Annotated in this window: 18 protein-coding genes and 2 tRNA genes; 13 read left to right on the top strand and 7 right to left on the bottom strand. The window is 73.4% G+C overall.

Features of this window, described 5'->3' with window-relative positions; all coding sequences use genetic code 11:
* Positions 1-19: 19 nt before the first annotated feature.
* Positions 20-1243: an RtcB family protein gene (locus ACIBBF_RS04245; protein WP_397410840.1), complete on the bottom strand. Its 1224-nt coding sequence runs from the start codon at positions 1241-1243 to the stop codon at positions 20-22.
* Positions 1244-1428: 185 nt separating this feature from the next.
* On the opposite strand from ACIBBF_RS04245, the gene ACIBBF_RS04250 reads away from it, so the two are divergent.
* Positions 1429-1502: transfer RNA gene (locus ACIBBF_RS04250), tRNA-Ile, on the top strand.
* A gap of 49 nt (positions 1503-1551) precedes the next feature.
* Here the strand turns inward: ACIBBF_RS04250 and ACIBBF_RS04255 are convergent.
* Entirely contained in the window at positions 1552-4230 is a 2679-nt protein-coding gene (locus ACIBBF_RS04255) for a polysaccharide lyase family 1 protein (RefSeq protein WP_397410842.1), read from the bottom strand.
* 131 nt (positions 4231-4361) lie between these two features.
* The gene (locus ACIBBF_RS04260; RefSeq protein WP_397410844.1) at positions 4362-5486 is read right to left on the bottom strand and encodes a M15 family metallopeptidase; all 1125 of its coding nucleotides are present in this window, start codon (positions 5484-5486) and stop codon (positions 4362-4364) included.
* 117 nt (positions 5487-5603) lie between these two features.
* Here ACIBBF_RS04260 and ACIBBF_RS04265 point away from each other — a divergent pair, with 117 nt between their 5' ends.
* Positions 5604-6164, top strand: a complete 561-nt coding sequence (locus tag ACIBBF_RS04265; RefSeq protein WP_397410846.1) for a hypothetical protein — start codon at positions 5604-5606, stop codon at positions 6162-6164.
* Positions 6165-6174: 10 nt separating this feature from the next.
* Here the strand turns inward: ACIBBF_RS04265 and ACIBBF_RS04270 are convergent, their stop codons facing one another.
* Entirely contained in the window at positions 6175-6549 is a 375-nt protein-coding gene (locus ACIBBF_RS04270) for a DUF2255 family protein (protein ID WP_397410848.1), read from the bottom strand.
* A 161-nt stretch (positions 6550-6710) separates the two neighbouring features.
* Here ACIBBF_RS04270 and ACIBBF_RS04275 point away from each other — a divergent pair, with 161 nt between their 5' ends.
* Positions 6711-7697, top strand: a complete 987-nt coding sequence (locus ACIBBF_RS04275) for an aldo/keto reductase (protein WP_397410849.1) — start codon at positions 6711-6713, stop codon at positions 7695-7697.
* 213 nt (positions 7698-7910) lie between these two features.
* Positions 7911-7983 (top strand) — tRNA-Asn (locus tag ACIBBF_RS04280).
* Positions 7984-8030: 47 nt separating this feature from the next.
* Here the strand turns inward: ACIBBF_RS04280 and ACIBBF_RS04285 are convergent.
* Together ACIBBF_RS04285 and ACIBBF_RS04290 are read right to left on the bottom strand one after the other, a co-directional pair.
* A complete protein-coding gene (locus ACIBBF_RS04285) occupies positions 8031-8942 on the bottom strand; it encodes an ATP-grasp domain-containing protein (RefSeq protein WP_397410851.1) in 912 nt (303 codons plus the stop codon).
* Between the two features lie 214 nt (positions 8943-9156).
* Positions 9157-9735, bottom strand: coding sequence for a DapH/DapD/GlmU-related protein (locus ACIBBF_RS04290; protein WP_397410853.1), 579 nt, complete (start codon positions 9733-9735; stop codon positions 9157-9159).
* 82 nt (positions 9736-9817) lie between these two features.
* Here ACIBBF_RS04290 and ACIBBF_RS04295 point away from each other — a divergent pair, with 82 nt between their 5' ends.
* Positions 9818-10195 (top strand): VOC family protein, encoded by a 378-nt coding sequence (locus ACIBBF_RS04295; RefSeq protein ID WP_397410855.1) that lies wholly within the window; start codon positions 9818-9820, stop codon positions 10193-10195.
* Positions 10196-10327: 132 nt separating this feature from the next.
* On the opposite strand, the gene ACIBBF_RS04300 is transcribed toward ACIBBF_RS04295, so the two are convergent.
* Entirely contained in the window at positions 10328-10879 is a 552-nt protein-coding gene (locus ACIBBF_RS04300) for a MarR family winged helix-turn-helix transcriptional regulator (protein WP_397410857.1), read from the bottom strand.
* Positions 10880-10956: 77 nt separating this feature from the next.
* On the opposite strand from ACIBBF_RS04300, the gene idi reads away from it, so the two are divergent.
* From idi to ACIBBF_RS04340, 8 genes are read left to right on the top strand one after another with little or no spacing between them, the layout of a single operon-like run.
* The gene (idi, locus tag ACIBBF_RS04305; protein ID WP_397410859.1) at positions 10957-11502 is read left to right on the top strand and encodes an isopentenyl-diphosphate Delta-isomerase; all 546 of its coding nucleotides are present in this window, start codon (positions 10957-10959) and stop codon (positions 11500-11502) included.
* The gene (locus tag ACIBBF_RS04310; RefSeq protein WP_397410861.1) at positions 11499-12551 is read left to right on the top strand and encodes a polyprenyl synthetase family protein; all 1053 of its coding nucleotides are present in this window, start codon (positions 11499-11501) and stop codon (positions 12549-12551) included. Before idi ends, ACIBBF_RS04310 begins: the two co-directional genes overlap by 4 nt.
* Positions 12548-13429 carry a phytoene/squalene synthase family protein gene (locus ACIBBF_RS04315; RefSeq protein WP_397410863.1) on the top strand — a complete coding sequence of 294 codons (882 nt, stop codon included), beginning with the start codon at positions 12548-12550 and terminating at the stop codon, positions 13427-13429. Before ACIBBF_RS04310 ends, ACIBBF_RS04315 begins: the two co-directional genes overlap by 4 nt.
* Complete coding sequence (crtI, locus tag ACIBBF_RS04320; RefSeq protein WP_397410865.1) at positions 13426-14976, top strand: phytoene desaturase family protein; 1551 nt, start codon at positions 13426-13428, stop codon at positions 14974-14976. The genes ACIBBF_RS04315 and crtI overlap by 4 nt, the downstream gene beginning before the upstream one ends.
* Complete coding sequence (locus ACIBBF_RS04325; RefSeq protein ID WP_397410867.1) at positions 14973-15299, top strand: lycopene cyclase domain-containing protein; 327 nt, start codon at positions 14973-14975, stop codon at positions 15297-15299. The genes crtI and ACIBBF_RS04325 overlap by 4 nt, the downstream gene beginning before the upstream one ends.
* Positions 15296-15601, top strand: coding sequence for a lycopene cyclase domain-containing protein (locus ACIBBF_RS04330; protein WP_397410869.1), 306 nt, complete (start codon positions 15296-15298; stop codon positions 15599-15601). The genes ACIBBF_RS04325 and ACIBBF_RS04330 overlap by 4 nt, the downstream gene beginning before the upstream one ends.
* Entirely contained in the window at positions 15591-16460 is an 870-nt protein-coding gene (locus ACIBBF_RS04335; protein WP_397410871.1) for a prenyltransferase, read from the top strand. The genes ACIBBF_RS04330 and ACIBBF_RS04335 overlap by 11 nt, the downstream gene beginning before the upstream one ends.
* Complete coding sequence (locus tag ACIBBF_RS04340) at positions 16457-17803, top strand: TIGR01777 family oxidoreductase (protein ID WP_397410873.1); 1347 nt, start codon at positions 16457-16459, stop codon at positions 17801-17803. Before ACIBBF_RS04335 ends, ACIBBF_RS04340 begins: the two co-directional genes overlap by 4 nt.
* Positions 17804-17805: the final 2 nt, after the last annotated feature.

Consider the following 17805-nt stretch of genomic DNA (forward strand, 5'->3'; position numbering starts at 1 on the left):
CCACGGTGGCCGGCCGCGCTCAGCCCTTGACGCAGAGCACCGTCCGCAGCCGGGCCACGACCTCGACGAGGTCGGACTGCGCGGCGATCACCGCGTCGAGGTCCTTGTACGCGCCCGGGATCTCGTCGAGCACGCCGGAGTCCTTGCGGCACTCGACGCCCGCGGTCTGCGCCGCGAGGTCCTCGACCGTGAACTCCTTCTTGGCCCGGGTGCGCGACATCCGCCGGCCCGCGCCGTGCGACGCCGACCAGTACGACTCCGGGTTGCCCAGGCCGCGCACCACGTACGAGCCGGTGCCCATCGAGCCCGGGATCAGGCCCAGGTCGCCCCGGCCGGCCCGGATCGCGCCCTTGCGGGTGACGATCAGCTCCGCGCCGTCGACCTGCTCGCGCGCCACGTAGTTGTGGTGCACGTTCACACCCTCGTCGAAGGTGATGTCCCGGCCGCTGAACTCGTCCCGGACCACCTGGACGGCGAGCGCCATCATGACCGCGCGCGAGCGCGCCGCGTACTCCTGGGCCCACCACAGGTCGTTGAGGTACGCGTCCATCTGGGGCGTGCCGGCGACGAACACGGCCAGCTCCCGGTCGACGAGACCCTTGTTGTGCTCCAGGTCCTTGGCGACGCGGACGTGGTGCTCGGCGAGCTCCTTGCCGATGTTGCGGGAGCCGGAGTGGAGCTGGAGCCAGACCTGGTCGTCCTGGTCCAGGCAGACCTCGACGAAGTGGTTGCCGCCGCCGAGCGAGCCGAGCTGCTTGCGCGCCCGGGTCTCGAGCTGCCGCACCTTCGGGTGGAGCGTCTCGAACCGGTCCCAGAACCCCTGCTCGCCGCGCAGCCGCTCCTGGCCGCCGGAGCCCTTGACGGGCCGCAGCCGGCGCAGGTCGACCTGCTCGTCGTGCGCGTGGAACCCCACCGGGATCGCAGCCTCGATCCGCGTCCGCAGACGGGAGAGGTCGTCGGGCAGGTCGCTCGCGGTGAGCGAGGTGCGCACGCCGATCATGCCGCAGCCGATGTCGACGCCGACGGCGTTGGGCGACACGGCGTCACGCATGGCGATGACCGAGCCGACGGTCGCGCCCTTGCCGAGGTGGACGTCGGGCATCACGCGGACGCCCTCGACCCACGGCAGGGCGGAGATGTTGCGCAGCTGGTTCAGGGCCGCGTGGTCGACGTCGTGCTCGTGCGCCCACATGAGGGTCCGGGCCCGGGCACCCGAGAGGGCGACCGGGAAGTTCGAGGACATGGGAGTGCTCCTGTTCTCCGTGCGGATGGTGTGGTGCGCCTCCGGTGGAGGGCTCGCAGAACCTACGGGCCGACGGCGAACGCGCGCCAGGGCATTTCGGCGTCGTGCCGCGGGCGGGGCCAGGTGTGCCGCAGCAGGATCGGCGGGCCCAGGCAGTAAGATCCTCCCGCGGCGTGCTGCCGTAGGCCCCGTTAGCTCAGCTGGTCAGAGCAGGAGACTCATAATCTCTCGGTCGCGGGTTCAAGTCCTGCACGGGGCACGGCCGAGGCCCGGGATCCGCCGGATCCCGGGCCTCGTCGCGTATCGGGTCAGAGGTCGACCACGTCACCCCCGATGGTCACCACGAGGCTCCCGTCGGACGCGAAGGACCAGTCCAGCGCCCCCGAGTACTGCGCGCACCGCGACCCGTTCGAGCCGGACCACCACTGGTTGCCACCGGCGTCGGTGCCGATGATGCGGTCGTTCGACCCGCTGTCGCAGGACGTGTTGTCGCGGAACGTCGACGAGCCGCCGTCGAAGTTGAAGTTCCGTTCCGCGCTGCCGATGCTCAGGTTGTTCGACACCGTGAGCGAGCCCAGGTTCCGGTTGTAGCCGAACCCGTGCTTGCCGTTGTCGAACGCGATGTTGCGCCGCACCACGTGGTTCACGCCGATGTCTTCGCCGCCGAGCTTGTAGCCGTTGCGGTCGCCGTTGCCGGCCTGCGAGCCGTCGGACAAGGTGCCGTTCTCGTAGGAGAGCGAGTCCTCGATGGTGACGGCGCCGATGGGGCCGGTGTCGTCCTTGGTGTACAGGTCCCAGCCGTCGTCGATGTTGTTGTGGGACACGGTGTACCGGAACACGTTGCCGGTACCGACGGTGAGCTTGGGTGCGAATCCGTCGGCGTCCTCCCCGTCGGAGTCGGCGTTGTCGTGCGACTCCGTGGAGACCACGAGGTTGTTCGAGGGCCACTCGCTGCTCGGCGCCCCGGCGGTGTACCGGGAGATCTGCAGGCCGGAGTCGTGGTTGAACCGGGTCACGACCCGTTCGATGACGTTGTTGTCGCCGCCCAGCAGGATGCCGTTGTCGCCGGCGTGCTCGACGACGAGACCGCGCAGGTGCCACCAGTCGCCGCCGATCGCGATGCCGCGGTTGGCCGGGTCCTCGCTCTGCGCCGAGAAGTTGAGCACCGGGGTCTCGCCCGGGTAGGCGAACAGCTCGGTCCGGTCGCCGGAGGTGCCGCTGTTGCCCGGCGCGATGTCGAGCGTCTGCGACAGGTTGTACGTGCCGCCCCGCACGGAGATGCTGCCGCCGGGCTCGATCCGGTCGATCGCCGAGGCCAGCGTGGTCGGGTCGGACTCGGTCCCCGAGGCGCCGTCGGTACCGCCCGGCGCCACGAAGAGCGCGTCGGCGCTCGGCTGCTCGGCGGGCCCCTCGCCCGGGTCCTCACCGCCAGGTTCCTCCCCACCGGGCGCGGCGCCCGCGTACGTCTCGAGCTCCGCGACCCGCGGCGTGCCCGACGACGACGTGATCTCGAGGTTGACCTTGCTCAGCGAGGTGGCCGCGAAGCTGATGACACCGGCCCCGCTCCCCGTGGCCAGCACGGTGCCGTTGTCGTTGTTCACCAGCCGCCACGACCCGATGTTCCCGACGGCCCCGGCCGCCTCGACCACGTCGACCGACGAGATCGTCGTGGCACTGCCCCACTTGATCGAGATCCGGCCCGTCGTGCTCGCCGGGGACCAGTAGGTGCCGGCGTCGCCGTCGAGCACGTTGCCGTAGCTCGTGCCGCTCGCCTTGCTGGAACCGTCGGCACCGGCGCCGAGGCTCAGGTTGGCCCCGGTGGGCGGGTCCGTCGGGTCCGTGGGATCGGTCGGATCCGTGGGGTCCGTTGGGTCCGTCGGTGCGCAGCTCCCGTCCGAGACCCGCAGCCCCGTGTCCGCGCCCGCCGTCTCGGCCACGACGCCCGGCACGCAGCTCGCGGCGTCCAGCGGGTACGAGTACGGGATGCTCACCGAGGTGTTCGACGTCGGGTTGGGTCCCGCGGGGTTGTTGTCCTCCCCCGGGCTCGACCACGTCACGTTGTCGAAGACGTTCCCCGCGACCTGCCAGTACCCGGCCTGGTCGGTGTAGAACGTGCCGAGCACGTCCTTGGAGTCCTCGAAGTAGTTGCTGTCCACCTTCGCGCGGGCGCCGGCCCGCGAGTTGATCCCCGACTCGACCAGCCCCACGTAGTGGTTGTTGTACATGTGCGCCACGCCGCCGCGCAGCAGGGGCGTGCGCGAGTTGAGGTTCTGGTACAGGTTGTGGTGGAAGGTGACGAAGCCGTTCGAGAGGTCGCTCTCGCTGGACCCGATCAGCCCGCCGCGCTCCGAGTTGCGCAGGACGCTGTACGACAACGTCACGTACTTCGTGTCGTTCTTCATGTCGAACAGGCCGTCGTAGCCCTCCGACTCGCCGCCCGAGGCCAGCAGGGTCAGATGGTCGGCCCACACGTTGCGGACGCCGCTCTCCATACCGATCGCGTCGCCGCCGTTCGACGTCGGCGAGCCCGACTTCTTGACGTTCTGCACGGTCACGTTCTGGATGATGATGTTGCTGGCCTCGCGGATGTGGATGCCGATCTGGTCGAACACCGCACCACCGCCGACGCCGACGATCGTCACGTTGCTGATCTGCTTGAGCTCGATGACGTCGTCGGCGGTGCTGCAGCTGTCCCCGGAGACCTGGCTGGTGTTGCCGTGGTTGATGGTGCCCTCGACCTCGATGACGATCGGGGTGTCGCTGCTGGCGCGGCCGCACAGCGCCGCGTGGATCGCGGTGCCGGTCGTGGCCCGGACGGTCTGACCGCCGGCGCCGCCGGTGGTGCCGCCGTTCTGGGTGGCGAAACCCGTGGCCGCACCGGTGGCGGCCGCCGCCTCCGGCACGGCCTGGGCCATCAGCCCCGTCGTGACCGCCAGGGTCACCGCCGCTGCCGCCGAGAGGATCTGAGCTGGTCGTGGTCGTCTCATCGTCTGTGCCTCACGTTCGTCGTTGAATGCGGGACATTGCGTGGTTCGTACGCGCGGGGAACCGGTTTCCCGGATCCTAGTAACCGGTTTCTCGGATGGCAACCCTTTCGGGCATCCAGGGTGAAATCGCCTCAGGCGTCCTCGCGGGCGAGCACCGACTCCCAGTGCCACGGCTCGGGCACGCGACCGTCGGGCTCGGCGAAGGCCGGGTGCATCCAGCCGAACGCCCGGGCGTTCTCCTTGAGCCACGTGTACTGCTCGGTGTCGAACGTCTCCACGCCCCCGCCGATGTCGACGGCGAGACCGAGACCGTGGTTCGAGCAGCCGGGCGCCGCGGCGATCGGCGACGACGGGTCGTACAGCGACGCCTGCGCCTCGTACGACCGGTAGGACGAGTTGATGGTCAGGTGCTCACCGAACGCCTCGCGGTACGCGGCGTCCAGCTCGATCAGGCCGTCCAGCACGTCGGCCCGGACCATGTGGTCGGACGCCCACGGGATCGGGGCCAGGTCCTCGGCCGGCACCCTGCCGCTGTCCGGGTGCCAGACCTGGTCCACCTCCGGGCAGGTGATCGCGTCCTGCGCCTCGGCCAGCGTGTCCGTCGCCAGGGTGACCACCGACCGGTTGGCGCTCAGGTCGTACGCGGCCTTCTCCAGCTCCGCGAGGTCCGTGCCGGCCAGGCTGCGGTCCGCGGCCTCGTCGGCGCTCGCCGTCGTGTCCAGGGCGCCCCGCAGCTGCGCGCGGACGCCGGCGTCGACGCCCAGGCCCTCGCTCGCGTCGTAGTACTTCTGCGCCCGGGCCTCGGCCGTCTCCAGACCCGCCCGGGCCTGGACCACCTGGGCGCGCGCGAGCTCGACCATCGAGGCACGCACCCCGTCCGACGCCGCCGCCAGGGCGTCCCGCCGGCCCGACGTCCCCCTGACGAGGCGGGTGAGGAACGGCTCGTCCAGCAGGGCCTCGGTCGCCTCGATCTGCGCCGAGAGCGCGTCCCGCGGGGACTGCTCCGCCACCTTGCCGTCGGACTCCGTCAGCAACGCCTTCGCGGCGGCGTTCTGGTCGGCGAGGTCTTCCGTGGTCGACGTCGCGTACCAGGCGAGCCCGCCTCCGCCCAGGGTGACGGCCACCACGACCGTGACCGCGACCGTCGTCCGCGTGGCGCGACGACGGCGGGCCTTCGCCTCGCGCCGCTCACGCGCCGTGCCGCCGGTCCGCTGGCCGGAGGGGTCCGCGATCGGCGCGATGTCTGTCGAGGTCACGTGGCCAGAACCTACGGCACCGCACGGCCCGCCGCCGACCTGGCAGCGGGTGAACTGTGGTGACTCGCGCGACACCGGTCGGGCTGCGCGCCCGGTGCCGGCGACTACCGTGGGGCCATGGGTTTCTTCTCACCGCGGCCGACGACGGCGGTCCGGCGCGCCGCGCGCTCGCACCGCACCGACACGGTGCTGGCCCAGGCACCCCTGGTCACCTCCTCGGGCGAGGCGTGGGCGTTCGCCACGCGCGCCGAGCTGCTGATGATCTCCGCGCCCGGGACGCCCGCGGGCCAGGGCGAGGCGGAGTCCCGCGGCGCGCCGGCCGTCGTGGTGCACCGCGAGTGGGCCGACGTCGACCGCGCCACCTACGACACAGAGTCCAACGTCATCCGGGTGCACTGGGTCGACGGCGACGAGCCGACGCCGCTGACGCTCGACGGCCGCCGCTCCGTGCTGCCCCAGGTGCTGCGCGAGCGGGTGCAGTGGTCGGTGGTGCTCGCCGAACCGGTCCGGCTGCCCGGCGGGGGCTCTGCCCGCGTCGCCGTCCGGCGCCGGGTGGACGGCGAGCTGTTCTCGCAGGTGATCGGCGGCGACGACGTCGACCTGACGGACCCCGAGGTGGCGGGCGCGATCGACGCGGCCGAGGCGCGGGTGCGCAACGCGGCGGGCCTGCCGGCCTGAGCCGCCCGGCTCAGGCCGGCACCACCCGCAGCGTCGCGCCGGTCAGCGCCGGGCCGGCGACCGTGTCGACCATCCGCCGGCCGTACCTGCCGTACTTGGCACGGTAGACGTCGTCCAGGGACGGGTGGACGTCGTCGGCCGGGACCTCGAAGCGGACGTCGCGCTCCACGTCACCCACCCGGACGCGTCCCGTACCCGACGCCTTGGCCCGCCGGAACCAGCCGTTCCCAGGACCGTACGCGGAGCGCACGTACACGGCGTCGCCGAGCCGCACGGCCCAGATCGCGACGTACGGGCGCAGGGTGCCGTCCTGCCGGTAGGACGAGACGTGCAGCTCGTCGCTGACCTCGGCCTGCTCCAGCTCGTGCTCGGCCCAGCTGCTCATGGTGCTCCCTCCGGGCGCCCGGCGCCCTTGATCGCTCCCACGGTGCAACGCCACGCGGGCGCCTGCCAGTCCCTGCCGTGAGGTGTACCGGCAGAACACCTCTGGTGCGTTCCCGCGGCGCTAGCGTGGGGTGGGACGCCCCCGCGACGAAGGAGATCACGATGCACACCCGCACGCTCGGTCAGGGCCTCGAGGTCTCCGCCGTGGGGCTCGGCGCCATGGGCATGTCGCAGGGCTACGGCCCCAACCCCGGCACCCGCGAGGAGATGATCGGCGTGCTGCGCGGCGCCGTCGAACGGGGTGTCACGCTCGTGGACACCGCGGAGGTCTACGGGCCGTACGTCAACGAGGAGCTGGTGGGCGAGGCCCTGGCGCCGGTGCGCGACCAGGTGGTGATCGCCACGAAGTTCGGCTGGCGCATCGAGGGCGGCACCTCGGTGGGCCTGGACAGCCGGCCCGAGCACATCCGGGAGGTCGCGGACGCCGCCCTGCGCCGTCTGCGCACCGACGTGATCGACCTGTTCTACCAGCACCGTGTGGACCCGGACGTGCCGGTCGAGGACGTCGCAGGCACGGTCAAGGAGCTGGTGGAGGCCGGGAAGGTGCGCCACTTCGGGCTGTCGGAGGCGGGCCCGGACACCATCCGGCGCGCCCACGCCGTGCACCCGGTCACGGCCGTGCAGAGCGAGTACTCGCTGTGGACCCGCGACCCGGAGCCCGAGGTGCTGCCGACGCTCGCGGAGCTCGGCATCGGGTTCGTCCCGTTCAGCCCGCTCGGCCGGGGGTTCCTGACCGGGGCGGTGGACGCGTCGACGTCGTTCACCGCCGACGACATGCGCGCCACCATCCCGCGGTTCACGGCGTCGAACCGCACGGCCAACCAGGCGCTGGTGGACCACGTGCGTGCCCTCGCCGAGGCCCAGGGCGCGACGCCGGGCCAGGTGGCACTCGCCTGGCTGCTGGCCCAGCAGCCCTGGATCGTGCCGATCCCGGGCACGCGCCGGCTGGAGCGCGTGGAGGAGAACGTGGGCGCGACGGCTGTGGCCCTGTCCGCCGACGACGTGGCCGACCTGAACGGCTTGGCCGCGCGGGTCGGGGTGCGGGGCGACCGCTACAACGAGGCGGGTCTGGGGTTGGTGGGGCGGTAGCCCCACGCTGTTACGTTCTACCCAGCGATTGTGCCCGTCTGAGGCGGTGTTTCTGGGCGCAATCGCTGGGTAGAGCGTGACATCCGGGTGCGGGAGGGTGGGTGTGATCGATGCCCCTGTCCGGTGGATCGCAAATGCGTCAGGACAACCCGCCGGAACCTGTTAGAGTTTTCACCGGTCGCCCACCCGGTGCACGGGACGGGGCGAACGCGATCCCGCGTAGCTCAGCTGGCAGAGCATCCGACTGTTAATCGGACGGTCGTTGGTTCAAGTCCAACCGCGGGAGCAACCAGGCCCGGAACCTCAACGGTTCCGGGCCTTGCTGTTTCCGGCTCACGGCGTCACCCGCACCGCGGACAGCGCCCCCAGCAACGGCGCCGGATCCTGACCGGCCGGCAGGTCGCTGACCTGCCCGTCCCCGACCTCGATCACACGCCACGCGCCGTCCGTGCGGAGCGCGACGTCGGTTGTCACGAACGGTGCCCCGAGCGCCTGCACGCTCGCGCCGACGGCGTCGTACACCTCTCCCGGCACCGGTTCCGCATCGGCCGAGACCGCGTCAGGATGCGCCGTGGTCAGCACCGCCGCACCCTCGACCCACCAGACACGCACCTCCCGGCTGCGACCACCGGCGTCGGCCTCGAACTGCTCGAAGGCCCGCACGACGATCCCTCCGGCGAGCGCGTCCTCCTGCAGCTCGACCATCCGCGCGACCACCCGGGTGGCACCCGCCACGTCCGTGAGCTCCGGTATGTAGCACGCCTCGTACCACTCGTGCTTGCGGGACTTCACGTAGTCCTTCACCACACCGGGTCCCCCGTCGAGTGCCTCGACCAGCGGGCCGACGTCGGCCGCCGTCGGCAGGCGACCCGGACCCCAGGGCGACCAGACGCTCGCCGGGGTGAGGCTCGTGAACCTGTCGTACCAGCCGGGCAGCTCGTGCGCGGTCCGGTACGCGTCCGAGTCGGTGAGCAGCCGGACTCCCCTGGCCTCCAGCGCGGTGGCGAGCAGGGCGTACGCCGCCGCCGGAAGCATCCAGCCGCGGTACCACGCGGGCCGTGGGGCATCGGACCTCGGGACCCGGCGCACGGCGGCCGGGACGTCGCCCGCGAGGATCGCGTCGTGGTCGATCACCGCGACATCCAGGCCCGCGCCGTCTGCGGCGTCGGCCTCGCGCCTGAAGTGCGGGTCAGGGAGGCGCGGGGTGAGCGGGTCGGACGGGACCAGGAGCAGCGGCAGGGCCATGCCCGGACCGTACCGGCCCATCGGCCGGGAAGAAATGGTTGGGGGGTGCGGGCGCCAGCCGGAGAGGATGCAGGCATACCGAGCGCCGGACAGCTGATCCGCGCCTCTGACCTCTCCGACGTCGCCGAGTACGCGTACGCCGCGACCGCGCCGAAGGACGCCCGCCTCGTCGGACCGCGCCGATCTGGTGGCGGCGTGGCAGGTGGTGCGGCGGCTACCACCGCCGCCGCACCGTCCCCTTCGGCCCGGTGACCAGGCTCGCCTCCGGCACGTCGTCCGCCACGACCGCCCCGGCCGCGACGACGGCGTCGCGCCCGATGCTCACGCCCGGCAGGATCGTGGCGCCCGCGCCGATCCACACGTTCTCGGCGACGTCGATGGGCGCGCCCGTCAGCCAGGCACGCCGCTCGTCCGGGTCCACAGGATGGCCCATCGTGATGAACGTGGCCTTCGGGCCGACCATCACTCCCCTGCCCAGCCGGATGCCCGCGTAGTCCAGGAACGTGCAGCCCTGGTTGACGAACACGCGCTCGGCCAGGTCCAGGCGCAGGCCGTGGTCGGTGAAGAAGGGCGGGTAGATGGTCACCCCGGCGGGGAGCGGGCGGCCCAGGATCTGCTCGAACAGCGCCGCCTTGCCGTCCTCGTCGTCGAACGGGAGCACGTTGAGCCGTGACGTCAGGGCCGTGACCTCCATGACCCGCTGATGCATCGCGCGGAACTCGGGTCCGAGCACCCGTTCGCCCCTGGCCAGGAGCTCCTCGTCGTGGATACGCATGAATCGGTCGCTGGTCACCCCGCGATTGTCGCGCAGCGCCGGACGACCCCGCGCCCGAATCCCCTCGCCCCCGCCCGCCGCGCTCGGTAACGTCCTGACCATGGCCAGCCGTATCAGCGAGCTCATCCTCAAGTGCCGTGACCCCGAGCTTCTCGCGCGGTTCTGGTGCGGGGTGCTGGACTTCGTCGAGCTCGACCGGGAGGGCGACGACATCGAGATCGGGCCGCGCGAGGGGTTCGGCGGCGCGCAGCCGACGATCATCCTGGCCCGCGACGACCAGCCGCGCACCGGGCTGCTGCGCCTCCACATCGACATCAACGCCGTGGACCGCGACCAGGACGCCGAGCTGGAGCGGCTGCTGGCCCTCGGGGCGCGCCCGGCCGACGTGGGGCAGACCGGCGAGGAGTCCTGGCACGTGCTGGCCGACCCGGAGGGCAACGAGTTCTGCCTGCTCCGCCGCCGCCTGGACCCGCTCTGACCCCGAGCACCACCGGCGAACGCAGAGTTGGTCGCACTCTGACACTTCATAGAGCGACCAGGTCTGCGTTCGACCGCCGCCCGGTGCGGGCGGCCGGCGCGCAGGCCCTCGTCCGCGTGGGCTGACGGCCGGTCAGGGCGGCGGTTCGCCCAGGTCGGCGAGCTCGTGCAGGAACCGGGCCACCACCTCCCTCTCCGCGGGCGCAAGGCGCGCGGCCACCTCGAACCGCCGCGCCTGACCACGGCCGACGACCTCCAGCGCGGCCCGGCGGGTCTCCTCGGTGACCTCGATGGCGAGGCTGCGCCGGTCCGTGTGGTGCGGCAGGCGCCGCACGTGTCCCGCGGCGGCCAGCCGGTCCAGCATCTTGGTGGTCGAGGCGGACGAGATGCCCAGGTGCGCGGCGATGGCGCCCGGTGTCGCGACCTCGCCGCGGTGGGTGAGCGCGATGACGTACCGCAGCGCGCGCATGTCGGTGGAGCTGAGCCGCATGTGACGGCGGGCGGCCTCGCCGAGCCGGCGTTCGGTCTCCCGCCAGCGCCGGAGCCCGTCCATGACCCGGACGACCTGGTCGATGTCGTGGTCGTCGAGGCCGTCACGCCGGACGATCTCCTGGTGCGGGTCGAGGAACCGGGGGTCGAGCATCGACGGGTCGGGCGCGTCCTGGGGACCGGGCTCAGGATTCATGACACAATATCCCTCCCTAGATAGATAGTTACTGTGCTTGAATATAGCCTGGCTAGTAAATCGACGGAGGAGGACACGTGGTGACCGAGAGAGTCGTCCTGCTGGACGACGACGGCAGGCCCGTCGGCACGGAGCTCAAACGCCTCGTGCACTCCACGAGCACACCCCTGCACCTGGCGTTCTCCTGCCACGTGCTCGACGCCGCCGGGCAGGTGCTGGTCACCCGGCGCGCGCTCGGCAAGCTCACCTGGCCCGGTGTCTGGACCAACTCGTTCTGCGGCCACCCGCAGCCGGACGAGCCCCACGAGGACGCGATCGCCCGGCGCGCGCAGGACGAGCTCGGCCTCACCGTCCGCGACGTCCACGTGGTGCTACCGCACTTCCGGTACCGCGCCACGGACGCGTCCGGGATCGTCGAGAACGAGGTGTGCCCCGTCTACCTCGCGGTCACCGACCAGGAGCCCCGCCCTCACCCGGACGAGGTCATGGAGACCCGCTGGACGGACCCCGCCGGCCTCGGCGACGCGCTGCGGGCGGCGCCCTGGGCCTTCTCGCCGTGGTTCGTGCTCCAGGCCGGGCAGATGCCGCTGTACACGCCGTCCGCCCCGGAGGCACCACGATGACCGGCACCCTCGCCCGCGACGCCGTCGACGCCGTCGACGTGGTGCTGGCGGAGCTGTTCGAGGACCGCGTGCGCCGCGCCGCCCGGCACGGCGAGCAGTACGCCCTGCTGTGGCGGCGGCTCGCCCGGTCCGCCGAGGGCGGCAAGCGACTGCGCCCCCGGCTGCTGCTCGACACCCACCGCGCCTTCGGCGACCCGCACCCGCAGGACGCCGCCGTCGCGGGCGCCGCCTTCGAGCTGCTCCACACCGCCCTGCTGCTGCACGACGACGTGCTGGACCAGGACCGGAGCCGGCGCGGCCGCCTCAACCTGACCGGCGAGTTCACGCAGGACGCGCAGGCCGCCGACCTCCCGCCGCGCACCGCGGACGCCTGGGGCGAGGCCTCGGGCATCCTCGGCGGCGACCTGCTGCTCAGCGCCGCCCACGCCCTCCTGGCCCGCGTGCGCCCCGCGGCGTACGAGGCACTGAGCGCCCTCGTCGACGAGTGCCTGTTCCGCGCCGCGGCCGGCGAGCACGCCGACGTCGCGTTCGCGCTGGGCACCGTCCCGGCCACGCCCGAGGGCCTGGTGCGCATGATGGAGGACAAGACCGGTGGCTACTCGTTCGCCGCCCCGCTGCGCGCGGGAGCGGCGCTCGCCGATGCCGGTGGGCGGGTGGACGCGGACCTGGAACGCGTGGGCACCGCCCTGGGCGTGCTCTACCAGCTCCGGGACGACCTGCTCGGTGTCTTCGGCGACGCCCACCGCACCGGCAAGAGCACCACGGGCGACCTGCGCGAGGGCAAGCGGACGCTGCTCGTGACGTTCGCCGAGGGACACCCGGCCTGGACCGCGGTGCGCCACCGCTGGGGCGCCCCGGACCTCGACGCGGACGACGCCGACGCCCTGCGGGCCGCGCTGGTCGCCAGCGGTGCCCGGGACGCCACCGAGCGGCTGGTCGAGAGCCGGCGCCGGGAGGTCGTCGACCTGATCGGCGGCACGGCGCTGCCGACCGCGCTGCGGCACCACCTGACCGACCTCGCCGACCGGATCGTGGACCGCGACTCATGAGACCGTCCTCCTCGCTCGCCCTCTACTCCGACACCGCGCACGCGGCCGCGGCTCACGTGCTGCCCGCCTACTCGACGTCGTTCAGCCTGGCCACGCGGCTGCTGCCGCCCACCACGCGCGCCATGATCGAGGACGTCTACGCGCTGGTGCGCGTGGCCGACGAGATCGTGGACGGCCCCGCGCACGAGGCGGGGCTCGCGCCGGCCCAGTGCCGGGCCACGCTGGACGCCCTGGAGGCCGAGACCTGCACGGCCCTGCACACCGGGTTCAGCGCGAACGTGGTGGTGCACGCCTTCGCGGCGACCGCCCGCACCGTCGGCATCGACGAGACGCTGCTGCGGCCCTTCTTCGCCTCGATGCGCCGCGACCTGGACCCCGTGGCCGCCCTCAGCGAGCACGAGTACCGCGCCTACGTGCACGGCTCGGCCGAGGTGGTCGGCCTCATGTGCCTGCGCGCCTTCCTGCACGGCTCACCGGTCACCCCCGCGGTGCGCGCACGGCTGGAGGAGGGGGCCCGCCGGCTCGGCGCGGCCTTCCAGAAGATCAACTTCCTGCGCGACCTCGGCGACGACCAGGACCGCCTGGGCCGGACCTACTTTCCCGGGGTACCCGAGGTGTTCGACGATGCGAGCAAGGCCGCCGTCGTGGCCGACATCGACGCGGACCTGGCCGCCGCCCGCGCCGTCATCCCGTTGCTACCGGCCGGGCCGCGGCGGGCGACGGCACTGGCGGCGGGCCTGTTCGGCGAGCTCAACGAACGCCTGCGGAACACGCCCGCCGCCCGGCTGCGGACCCGCCGGGTCTCGGTGCCGCCCGCGGTGAAGCTGCGCATCGTGGCGACCGTCCTGGCCGGCGCGCAGGCGGGGGCCCGCGCATGAACGGCGCGGACGGCCGGCGCGTCGTGGTGGTCGGTGGCGGAATCTCCGGACTGGCCACCGCGGCCCTGCTGGCCCGCGAGGGCGCGTCGGTCACGCTGCTGGAGGCGCGCGACGAGCTCGGCGGCCGTGCCGGGCGGTGGGAGCGCGACGGCTTCCGGTTCGACACCGGGCCGTCCTGGTACCTGATGCCGGAGGTCTTCGACCACTTCTTCCGCCTCATGGGCACCACCGCCCGCGACGAGCTCGACCTCGTGCGGCTCGACCCGTCCTACCGGGTCTGGTTCGAGGGCGAGGCCGAACCCTTCGACCTGCCCGCGGACGGCGCCCGCGAGGCGCTGCTGGCCCTCGACCCGGCGTCCGCGCCGCGACTCGGGGCCTACCTCGACTCCGCGGGCGAGACCTACCGGATCGCCACCGAACGGTTCCTCTACGCGACGTACGCCTCGCTGCGGCCGCTGCTGGACCAGGACCTCGTCCAGCGCTCCCCGCGGCTGATGCGCCTGCTCGCCGAACCGCTGGACCACTTCATCGGCCGGCACACCACCGACCACCGCGTGCGCCGCGTGCTCGGCTACCCCGCGGTCTTCCTCGGCACGTCGCCCACGGCGGCGCCGAGCATGTACCACCTGATGAGCCACCTCGACGTGACCCAGGGCGTGCTGTACCCGCGGGGCGGGTTCGGCGCGGTGATCGACGCCGTCGCCCGGCTGGCCGAGCGCGCGGGCGCCAAGCTGCTCACCGGGCGCCGCGTCGAGCGGATCACGGTGGCCGACGGGGCCGCGTCCGGCGTCGAGGTCGCCGACGGCACGGGCGGCACCTACCACCTGGCCGCCGACGTCGTGGTGTCGACGGCGGACCTGCACGTCACCGAGCGCCGCCTGCTCGACCCGGCGCACCGCAGCCGCAGCGACCGCTGGTGGCGGCACCGCGACCCGGGGCCCGGCGCGGTGCTGGCGCTGCTCGGCGTGCGCGGCGAGCTGCCCCGCCTGGCCCACCATACGCTCCTGTTCGCCCGCGACTGGCAGCAGGGCTTCGAGGCGATCTTCGGGGACTCGCCGCGGGTGCCCTCGCCGGCGTCGCTGTACGTGTGCCGCCCGAGTGCCACCGACGACGTGGCCCCGCCGGGGCACGAGAACCTGTTCGTGCTGGTGCCCGCACCGGCGGACACCACGATCGGCGCCGGCGGCGTGGACGGGGCCGGGGACGTGGGCGTGGAACGCGTCGTGGACCAGGCGATCGCCCAGATCGCGTCGTGGACGGGCACGCCCGACCTCGCCGAGCGCGTGGTGCTGCGGCGCACCATCGGGCCCGCCGACTTCGAGCGGGACTTCGGCGCCTGGCGCGGCGGCGCGCTCGGCCCCGGCCACACGTTGCGCCAGAGCGCGGTGTTCCGGGGCCCGAACGCGTCCCCGCGGGTGGCCAACCTGCTGTACGCGGGCGCCACCACCATCCCCGGCATCGGCCTGCCCATGTGCCTGATCAGTGCGGAGCTCGTGGTCAAGCGCCTGCGCGGGGACACCAGCGCGGGACCGCTGGAGGTGCCGTGAGCCTCGCCTACCTCGTCGCCCTGCTCGTGTCCGCGGCCGGCGTGCTGGCGGTCGACCGGCGGTTCGGCCTCTTCCTCTGGCGGGACCCGCTGCGCGCCGCCGCCGTCCTCGTCCTGGGCACGGCGTTCTTCCTGGCCTGGGACCTGACGGGCATCGCCCTGGGCGTGTTCCTCCACGGTCCGGGGCCCTACCAGACCGGCATCCTGCTCGCCCCGCAGCTGCCCCTGGAGGAGCTCGTGTTCCTCGCGTTCCTGTGCGAGCTGACCATGGTGCTCGTGCTCGGCGCCCAGCGGCTCCTGACCCGGACGGAGCGCACCCCATGACCTACGTGCTGCTCGCCGCCGGCTTCCTGGTCCTGGCCGCCGCGGTCGCCGTCGTGGCCCGCCGCGCGGGTGCCCCCGCCGCCGGATGGCGTGCGCTCGCCCTCGCCGCGGGCGCGCTGCTGGTGCTCACCGCCGTGTTCGACGCCGCGATGATCGCCGCCGGACTGTTCACCTACGCGGGCGAGCACGTCTCCGGCCTGCGGCTGGGGCTCGTGCCGGTCGAGGACTTCTCCTACCCGCTGGCCGCCGTGGTGCTGCTGCCCGCCCTGTGGTCGCTGCTGGGAGGTGGCCGTGCTCGCTGACCTGGTGCGCGCCTCGCGCCCCCTGAGCTGGATCAACACCGCCTACCCCTTCGCCGCGGCCTACCTGCTGACCGCCGGCCGGGTGGACGCCGCCCTGGTCGTGGGCACCGTGTTCTTCCTCGTGCCGTACAACCTGGCGCTGTACGGGATCAACGACGTGTTCGACTACGCCTCCGACCTCACCAACCCGCGCAAGGGCGGCGTCGAGGGAGCGCTCCTGACCCCGCGCCGGCACCGGCCCGTGCTGGTGGCCTCCGTCGTGAGCTGCGCGCCGTTCGTCGTGGCCCTGGTGCTGCTCGGCCCGCCGGCCTCCTGGGCGGCGCTCGCCGTCAGCCTCTTCGCCCTGGTGGCCTACTCCGCCCCGCCGTTCCGGTTCAAGGAGGTGCCCGTGCTGGACTCGCTCACCTCCAGCGTGCACTTCGTGAGCCCGGCGGTCTACGGCCTCGCGCTGGCCGGCGCAGCCCCCACCGCCGGGACGCTCGCGGTGCTCGGCGCGTTCCTGCTGTGGGGCATGGCGAGCCACGCCTTCGGGGCGGTGCAGGACGTCGTCCCCGACCGCGCGGCCGGCATCGCCTCCGTGGCGACGGCGCTGGGCGCGGCCCGCACGGTGCGCCTGGCCCTGCTGGCCTGGTGCGCTGCGGGCGTGCTGGTCGCGACGATCGGCATGCCCGGCGCCCTGGCCGGCCTGCTGGTGCTCCCCTACCTCGCCCTGGCGCTCCCCTACGCGCGGGTGGGCGACGAGGACTCCGCCCGGGCGAACGGCGGCTGGCGGCACTTCCTGTGGGTCAACTACGCCGTCGGCACCGCCGTGACCATGATCCTCGTCGGCTACGCCCTCCGGGACGGAGTGTTCTCGTGACCAAGGAACCGCACACCTTCTCCGGCGTCGTGGGGCACCCACGACCCGCGGTCTTCGCCTGGCACCAGCGACCGGGGGCCATCGAGCGCCTCACGCCCCCGTGGCAGCCCGTGCGCGTCCTGCGGGAGGCGACGTCCCTGGCCGACGGCGAGGCCGTGCTCGGCCTGCCGCTCGGCCTGCGCTGGGTGGCCCGGCACTCGGCGTACGACCCCCCGCGGCGGTTCGTGGACGAGCTGGTCTCGCCGCCCCTGAGCTGGGCCGTGCGGTGGCGCCACACGCACGACTTCCGTGACGCGGGTGCGCGCACCCGCGTCACGGACACCGTGGACACCGACGTACCCGAGGCTCTGCTGCGCCCGATGTTCGCCTACCGGCACCGGCAGCTCGGGCTGGACCTGGCGGCGCAGGCCACGGCCCGGGAGGCGGGCGACCGGCCGCTGGTCGTCGCGATGACGGGTAGCCACGGCCTCGTGGGCAGCGCCCTCACCCCGTTCCTCACCACCGCGGGCCACCGGGTGGTCCGGCTCGTGCGCGGCACCCCGCACGGCCCGGACGAACGGCACTGGGACCCGCACACCCCCGCCGAGGACCTGCTGCGTGGCGTGGACGCCGTGGTCCACCTGGCCGGCGCGTCGATCGCCGGCCGGTTCACGGCCGAGCACCGCGCCGCCGTCCGCGACTCCCGGATCGGCCCCACGCGCGCCCTGGCGGAGCTGGCGGCGCGCACCACGTACGGGCCGTCCGTGCTGGTGATCGCCTCCGCGATCGGGTACTACGGTCCCGACCGCGGCGACGAGGAGCTCACCGAGGGCAGCCCGCGCGGCGACGGCTTTCTCGCCGACGTGGTCGCCGACTGGGAGCAGGCCGCCGCGAGCGCCGCCGGCGCCGGCCTGCGGGTGGTCAGCGTGCGCACGGGGCTGGTGCAGTCCCCGCGCGGCGGCACGCTGCGCCTGTACCGCCCGCTGTTCACGTCCGGGCTGGGCGGCCGGCTGGGTGACGGGCGGGCCTGGCGGTCCTGGATCGGCATCGACGACCTGGTGGACGTCTACCACCGTGCCCTGTACGACGTCGCGCTGTCCGGGCCGGTCAACGCCGTCGCGCCGCACCCGGTGCGCGACGACGCCTACGCCGCCACGCTCGCGCGGGTGCTGCGGCGGCCCGCCCTGGTGCCCGTGCCCGGCGCGGGACCCCGCCTGCTGCTGGGCCGGCAGGGCGCGGCCGAGCTCGCGGAGGCGAGCCAGCAGGTCTACCCCGCCGCCCTGCTCGCGGCGGGCCACCGGTTCCGGCACCCGCTGCTGGAGCCTGCCCTGCGGCACCTGCTGGGCCGGGTCGAGCAGGGCTGACG

The organism is Promicromonospora sp. NPDC050880, assembly GCF_044456525.1.
Classification (GTDB): Bacteria; Actinomycetota; Actinomycetes; order Actinomycetales; family Cellulomonadaceae; genus Promicromonospora.